This is a genomic window from Rhodoferax sp. (assembly GCF_023701345.1).
Lineage (GTDB): Bacteria > Pseudomonadota > Gammaproteobacteria > Burkholderiales > Burkholderiaceae_C > Rhodoferax.
The window spans coordinates 38,153-44,982 of record NZ_JAMPXE010000008.1 but is presented as its reverse complement, the minus strand read 5'-3'; the positions used below and the strand labels follow the sequence as shown (position 1 = coordinate 44,982).

The window sequence follows — 6,830 nt, the reverse complement described above, 5'->3', positions numbered from 1 at the left end:
TTGAGCCAGGCCCGGTTGACCTTGCTGCTTTTAACTGCTGATTTCATAGTTCTCACCGATAATACTGTTATGTCTCAAATTCAACTGACCCCCGCCCAACGCAAAGTTCACCGTGCTGAAGCCCACCACCTCGACCCCGTGGTCATGATTGGCGGCGACGGCCTGACCGATGCCGTCAAGAAAGAAGCCGACGCCGCGCTGAAGGCCCACGGCCTCATCAAGGTTCGCGTTTTCTCAGACGATCGCGTCGCCCGCGAAGCCATGTTTCAAACCCTGGCCGATGAACTCAATGCTGCTCCCATCCAGCACATCGGCAAGTTGCTGGTGCTGTGGCGGCCGCTGCCCGAGCGCGAAAAAACCGCTGACGAGGACCGCAAACCCGGCCCGCGTGATGTCAAGGTGCTCAAGTACAGCACCCGCGGCGGCCAGCGTCCCGAGGTCAAAACCCTGCGCGTGTTGGGCAACCAGCGTCTGACCTCCGGCGGGCAAGTCAAGCGCTCCAAGCCCAAGCAGGTCAGCGTTAAAAAGCAACGCAGCCAAAGCTAATCGGATTGCACCGTCCTCAACTGACTAGTGCTTTCGGGTCAATTGCCAGAACGTCACCCCGGCACACAGCCACTGCAACGCAAACATCGCGCTGCCCACGCTGTGCCAGAGACGCAAACTCTCCCGGCTCACGATTCTGGGGGCGACCGCAAATTCCGACAGCAGCGCCAGCAGCACCCCTAGCAGCATGAAAACCAGCGCGGCCTGAGTCCGCCCATTGCCGGGCCCTGCCTGACCGGGCCGATGCAGCAGCAACAGCAGCAGGCCACACCCGGTACTGAGCCAGGTTTGCGCCGTGAACAATTTGGCCGCCATGCCGCCCGCCAGGGCCGGGCTGGGCAAATGCACAAAAAGCAAAGGTACGACCAGTGCACCCAGGGTGGTCAGACTGCCCCACCACAAGGCCGCCAGCCAGGGTGCCAAAGCCAGAAAACGCTCGGCCATTCAGATCAGATATAGCTGACCGCCACCACTTCGTAGTGACGCAAGCCAGCGGGCGCCTGCACCTCAGCGGTGTCGCCTTCGACCTTGCCAATCAGGGCGCGAGCAATCGGGCTGTTGATGTTGATCAGACCAAGCTTGAGGTCAGCCTCGTCTTCTCCGACGATCTGGTAAGTGACTTTTTGGCCGGATTCTTCGTCTTCGAGCTCCACCGTGGCGCCAAAGACCACCCGGCCATCGGCATGGAGTTCGGTCGGGTCGATGATTTGCGCCGCCGAGAGCTTGCCTTCGATTTCCTTGATGCGGCCTTCGACAAAACCCTGTTTGTCCTTGGCCGATTCGTATTCGGCGTTTTCGCTCAAATCACCCTGCGCGCGCGCCTCGGCGATGGCGTTGATGACCGCTGGGCGCTCAAATGCCTTGAGTTGATGCAACTCGGCCTTGAGTTTGTCAGCACCACGTTTGGTAAGGGGAAGGGTCGCCACGTCAAGCTCCGTGAAAATGAAAGGTCACAAAATGAAACCGCCGAACGTTGCCGTCCGGCGGTATGGGTTGAATTATGCCGCGAATATGCGACTGGCAGGCAAAGGTTTACCCTGCGTTCAATTGCGCATGCATCTCCTGCACCGAAATCACACCGAGATCGTCCATGTAACGCATGCCTTCCACCGCCGCTTCAGCACCGGCAATGGTGGTGAACGTGGTCACTTGGGCAAGCAGGGCCGAGGTGCGGATCTGACGCGAATCGGCAATCGCATTGCGACGCTCTTCCACCGTGTTGATGACCAGCACAATCTCGTTGTTCTTCAGCATGTCGACAATGTGCGGACGGCCTTCGGTGACCTTGTTGACGACGCCGCAGGGGACACCGGCGGCATTGATGGCAGCTGCCGTTCCCTTGGTCGCCACCACGTTGAAATTCATCGCCACCAGTGACTTGGCGACGTCGATGGCACGCTGTTTGTCATTGTTCTTGACCGACAAAAAGACCTTGCCGGAAGGCTCACCCGTGGCCGTGAAAGGCCGCGGCAACTTGCTGCCGGCGCCCATTTGCGACTTGACGAAGGCTTCGCCAAAGGTCTTGCCGACGCCCATGACTTCGCCGGTGGACTTCATCTCGGGGCCCAGGATGGTGTCCACCCCGGGGAACTTGACGAACGGGAAGACGGCTTCCTTGACGCTGAAATAAGGCGGATCAACCTCGCGGCTGATGCCTTGCGCGGCCAGCGTTTGACCCACCATGCAGCGCGCTGCCACCTTGGCCAGTTGCACGCCGGTGGCTTTGGAGACAAAGGGCACGGTGCGCGAGGCCCGCGGGTTGACTTCGAGCACAAAAATCACGTCCTGCCCATCGAGGTGCTGGATCGCAAACTGCACGTTCATCAAGCCCACCACGTTCAGGCCATGGGCCATGGCCGCGGTCTGACGCTTGATCTCGGTCACCGTATCAAAGCACAGGCTGTAGGGCGGCAGCGAGCAGGCCGAGTCGCCGCTGTGCACACCGGCCTGTTCAATGTGTTCCATAACGCCGCCAATGTAGGTCTGACCGGTGGCATCACGCACGCAGTCGACATCACATTCAATGGCGTCGTTCAGGAAGCGGTCCAGCAGCACCGGCGAATCATGCGAGACCTTGACCGCTTCGCGCATGTAGCGCTCCAGGTCGCGCTGCTCGTGCACGATTTCCATGGCCCGGCCGCCCAGCACATAGCTTGGGCGCACCACCAGCGGGTAACCCAGGGCAGCGGCTTTTTCCAGCGCCTCGGCCTCGGTGCGCGCGGTGGCGTTGGGCGGTTGGCGCAATTTGAGTTCATGCAGCAGCTTCTGGAAGCGCTCGCGGTCTTCAGCGGCGTCAATCATGTCCGGGCTGGTGCCGATGATCGGCACGCCATTGGCTTCCAGATCCAGCGCCAGCTTCAAGGGGGTCTGACCGCCGTACTGGACGATCACGCCATAGGGTTTTTCCTTGTCGACAATCTCCAGCACGTCTTCCAGTGTCAAGGGCTCGAAGTAGAGACGGTCCGAGGTGTCGTAATCGGTCGAAACGGTCTCGGGATTGCAATTGACCATGATGGTCTCGAACCCGTCTTCACGCATGGCCAGCGCGGCATGCACGCAGCAGTAGTCGAACTCGATGCCCTGGCCGATGCGGTTGGGTCCGCCACCAAGCACCATGATCTTCTTTTTGTCGGTGGGTGCCGCTTCGCACTCCGCGCCTTCAGCCTCGTAGGTGGAATACAGATAGGCGGTGTTGGTGGCGAATTCAGCCGCGCAAGTGTCGACCCGCTTGTACACCGGGCGCACACCCAGCGCATGGCGGCGCGCACGCACCGCGGTGTCGCTGGTCTTGAACTGCTTGGCCAGGCGGCGGTCGGAAAAACCCTTTTGCTTGAGCGCACGCAGGGTAAGCGCGTCAATCGAATCCAGCGCCGTGCCCACGGCAGGCTGCGGCAACTGCTCGATTTCAAGCTCGATCTTGACGATTTGCTCGATCTGCACCAAAAACCAGCGGTCAATCTTGGTGAGTTCAAACACTTCATCCACGCTCCAGCCGGCGGCAAAGGCGTCACCCACGTACCAGATGCGGTCGGGGCCGGGCTCGCCGAGCTCGCGCTCCAGGATTTCGCGGTCCTGGGTTTTCTCGTTCATGCCGTCCACGCCCACTTCCAGACCGCGCAGGGCTTTCTGGAACGACTCCTGGAAGGTGCGGCCCATCGCCATGACCTCGCCCACACTCTTCATCTGGGTCGTCAGGCGGCTGTCGGCTGCGGGGAATTTCTCGAACGCAAAACGCGGGATCTTGGTGACCACGTAGTCGATGCTGGGCTCGAAGCTGGCCGGTGTGGCGCCGCCGGTGATCTCGTTCTTGAGTTCGTCGAGCGTGTAGCCCACCGCCAGTTTGGCGGCCACCTTGGCAATCGGGAAACCCGTGGCCTTGGAGGCCAGCGCGCTGGAGCGGCTGACGCGCGGGTTCATCTCGATCACCACCATGCGCCCGTCCTTGGGGTTGATGGAGAACTGCACGTTGGAGCCGCCGGTATCGACACCAATCTCGCGCAGCACGGCGAGCGATGCGTTTCGCAAGATCTGGTATTCCTTGTCGGTGAGCGTCTGCGCCGGCGCCACCGTGATCGAGTCACCGGTGTGCACGCCCATCGGGTCCAGGTTTTCGATCGAACAAACGATGATGCAGTTGTCGGCGGTGTCGCGTACCACCTCCATCTCGTACTCTTTCCAGCCCAGCAGCGACTCTTCGATCAGCAGTTCGTTGGTCGGCGAGGCTTCCAGGCCGCGCTTGCAGATCACGACAAACTCTTCGGGGTTGTAGGCAATGCCGCCACCGGTGCCGCCGAGCGTGAAACTGGGACGGATCACGGTCGGGAAACCGACCGTCTTCTGCACCGCCCAGGCTTCTTCCATGCTGTGCGCAATGCCGGATTTTGCCGAGCCCAGACCGATCTTGGTCATGGCATCCTTGAACTTGAGGCGGTCTTCGGCCTTGTCAATCGCCTCCGGCTTGGCGCCGATCAGCTCGACCGGTTTGCCTGTGGCGGCGCCGGTGTATTTGGTCAGCACGCCGTTGTGCCACAAATCGAGGGCACAGTTGAGCGCGGTCTGGCCGCCCATGGTCGGCAGAATCGCGTCGGGACGCTCCTTGGCGATGATCTTCTCGACCGTCTTCCAGGTGATGGGCTCGATGTAAGTCACATCGGCCGTGGCCGGGTCGGTCATGATGGTGGCCGGGTTGCTGTTGATCAGGATGACCTTGTAGCCCTCTTCACGCAGCGCCTTGCAGGCTTGCACGCCGGAGTAATCGAATTCACAGGCCTGGCCAATGATGATGGGGCCCGCGCCAATGATGAGGATGCTTTTGATGTCGGTACGTTTTGGCATGTTGAAGGACGGTTCTCTTGTTTTATTAATTCAGGCTGGCGCTGGCCAATTTGGCCCCAAACCACAGAAACAGGCCACCCACCAGGCTCGACAGCCCGGCCGACAGGCGCTTGCGCTGGGCAAACCCCTGCGCCAGTCTGGCCCCGGTGACGATCAGCACCGACAGATAGAGGGCGCTGAAAGTCATCAGGATGGCGCTCAAAATCAAAAATGGCACTTCCGGATGGGCATAGCTGGTATCAATGAACTGGACAAAAAACGACAGCAAAAACAAGATCGCTTTCGGATTCAGCAGGCTGATCACAAGGGCACGACGAAACGGCCGCTGCAAATGGGCGGCGCTGGCGGGGCTTGCGCTATTGGCGTCATTTTTCTCGCTGCCCAGCAGCTCGGGCTGGGCACGCAAACCGGCCAAGGCCGCGCGCAGCAAATTAAAACCGACCCACGCCAGATAAGCCGCACCAACGTACTTGACCACCATGAACATGGCCGGGTAGGTGCGCAGCACACCAGCCGCGCCCAATGCGGTGCACAACAGCAAAATGGTGTCGCCCACGAACACGCCGTAGGCCCCCTGGAAACCGGCGCGCACGCCGCGCGCGGTTGCCACCGAGAGCACATACAGAGAATTGGGCCCGGGCAGCAAGATGATGCCAAAGGCACCAATCACATAGGTCCACAGGTCGGTGACGCCGTAAAAACTCATCCGCGCGACTCCATGGCGGTGATGAAGCGGTCGAACAGGTAGCCAATGTCATGCGGGCCGGGTGAGGCCTCGGGGTGCCCCTGGAAGCAGAACGCCGGCTTGTCGGTGCGCTCCAGGCCTTGCAGCGTGCCGTCAAACAGGCTGACATGGGTGGCGCGCAGATTGGCCGGCAGGGTTTTTTCATCGACGGCAAAACCGTGGTTCTGGCTGGTGATGCTGACGCGGCCGCTGTCCAGGTCTTTGACCGGATGGTTGGCGCCATGGTGGCCAAACTTCATCTTGAATGTTTTGGCGCCGGAAGCCAGCGCCATGATCTGGTGCCCCAGGCAAATGCCGAAGGTCGGGATGCCGCTGTCGATCAGTTCGGCGACCGCGGCAATGGCGTAGTCACAAGGCTGCGGATCGCCCGGGCCGTTGCTCAGGAAGATGCCGTCCGGCTGCTGCTTGAGCACCTCGGCGGCCGGGGTTTGCGCCGGCACCACCGTGACCCGGCAGCCACGCTGTGCCAACATGCGCAGGATATTTTTCTTGACGCCGAAGTCATAGGCCACCACGTGAAAGCGCGGCGCGGCTTGTTCACCGTAGCCAGGGCCGCCACTGAGCGCCGGGTTGAACAGTTCCCACTCGGTCTGCGTCCAGTCGTAGAACACGGTGCTGGACACCACCTTGGCCAGGTCAGTACCAGCCATGCTGGGCGCGGCTTTGGCCAATGACAGCGCCTTATCAATGGCGGCAGGCGTCACCGCCTCGCCGTCAGCCAGAGCCAGGATGCAGCCGTTTTGCGCGCCAAGCGTGCGCAGTTGACGGGTCAACTGGCGGGTGTCGATGTTGGCGATGGCGACCGTACCCTCTGCAACCAGGTAGTCGCTGAGCGTTTGGGTAGAGCGAAAGTTGGACGCCAGCAAGGGCAGGTCCTTGATGATCAAACCGGCAGCGTGAACCTTGTCGGCCTCCACGTCCTGCGGGTTGACGCCATAGTTGCCGATGTGCGGGTAAGTCAGCGTGACGATTTGCTGGCAGTAGCTGGGGTCGGTCAGGATTTCCTGGTAGCCGGTCATGGCGGTGTTGAAAACCACCTCGCCTACCGTGGATCCTGCGGCCCCGATGGAATGACCGATATAGACCGTGCCGTCTGCGAGTGCCAGAATGGCCGGTGGGGTATTTCCCTTGAGAGACAAAAGCACTGGGTTCTCCGAAATGGTTGCGGGTACGCCCAAGCGCGCAGGAAGACTTCCTGAAGCGG

At 61.0% G+C, this 6,830-nt stretch carries 6 protein-coding genes; 1 reads left to right on the top strand and 5 read right to left on the bottom strand.

Annotation, left to right across the window (positions count from 1 at the left end; all coding sequences use genetic code 11):
• The first annotated feature begins 69 nt into the window (after positions 1-69).
• Complete coding sequence (locus tag NDI87_RS02355) at positions 70-546, top strand: YhbY family RNA-binding protein (protein WP_296273194.1); 477 nt, start codon at positions 70-72, stop codon at positions 544-546.
• A gap of 24 nt (positions 547-570) precedes the next feature.
• Here NDI87_RS02355 and NDI87_RS02350 read toward each other — a convergent pair whose 3' ends face one another.
• The 5 genes from NDI87_RS02350 to carA all read right to left on the bottom strand — a co-directional run bounded on the left by NDI87_RS02350 (position 571) and on the right by carA (position 6,771).
• Complete coding sequence (locus tag NDI87_RS02350; protein ID WP_296273193.1) at positions 571-990, bottom strand: DUF4149 domain-containing protein; 420 nt, start codon at positions 988-990, stop codon at positions 571-573.
• Positions 991-995: 5 nt separating this feature from the next.
• Positions 996-1,472 carry a transcription elongation factor GreA gene (gene greA / locus NDI87_RS02345; protein WP_296273192.1) on the bottom strand — a complete coding sequence of 159 codons (477 nt, stop codon included), beginning with the start codon at positions 1,470-1,472 and terminating at the stop codon, positions 996-998.
• Positions 1,473-1,578: 106 nt separating this feature from the next.
• On the bottom strand, positions 1,579-4,881 hold the full coding sequence (carB, locus tag NDI87_RS02340; RefSeq protein WP_296273191.1) for a carbamoyl-phosphate synthase large subunit: 3,303 nt from the start codon (positions 4,879-4,881) through the stop codon (positions 1,579-1,581).
• Positions 4,882-4,906: 25 nt separating this feature from the next.
• Complete coding sequence (gene leuE / locus NDI87_RS02335) at positions 4,907-5,587, bottom strand: leucine efflux protein LeuE (RefSeq protein ID WP_296273190.1); 681 nt, start codon at positions 5,585-5,587, stop codon at positions 4,907-4,909.
• Positions 5,584-6,771, bottom strand: coding sequence for a glutamine-hydrolyzing carbamoyl-phosphate synthase small subunit (gene carA / locus NDI87_RS02330; protein ID WP_296273189.1), 1,188 nt, complete (start codon positions 6,769-6,771; stop codon positions 5,584-5,586). The genes leuE and carA overlap by 4 nt, the downstream gene beginning before the upstream one ends.
• Positions 6,772-6,830 lie beyond the last annotated feature (59 nt).

Excerpts from the sequence above, each read along its gene's own strand:
- carB (WP_296273191.1), bottom strand. The coding sequence starts at position 4,881 with ATGCCAAAACGTACCGACATCAAAAGCATCCTCATCATTGGCGCGGGC.
- leuE (WP_296273190.1), bottom strand. The coding sequence starts at position 5,587 with ATGAGTTTTTACGGCGTCACCGACCTGTGGACCTATGTGATTGGTGCC.
- NDI87_RS02350 (WP_296273193.1), bottom strand. The coding sequence starts at position 990 with ATGGCCGAGCGTTTTCTGGCTTTGGCACCCTGGCTGGCGGCCTTGTGG.
- NDI87_RS02355 (WP_296273194.1), top strand. The coding sequence starts at position 70 with ATGTCTCAAATTCAACTGACCCCCGCCCAACGCAAAGTTCACCGTGCT.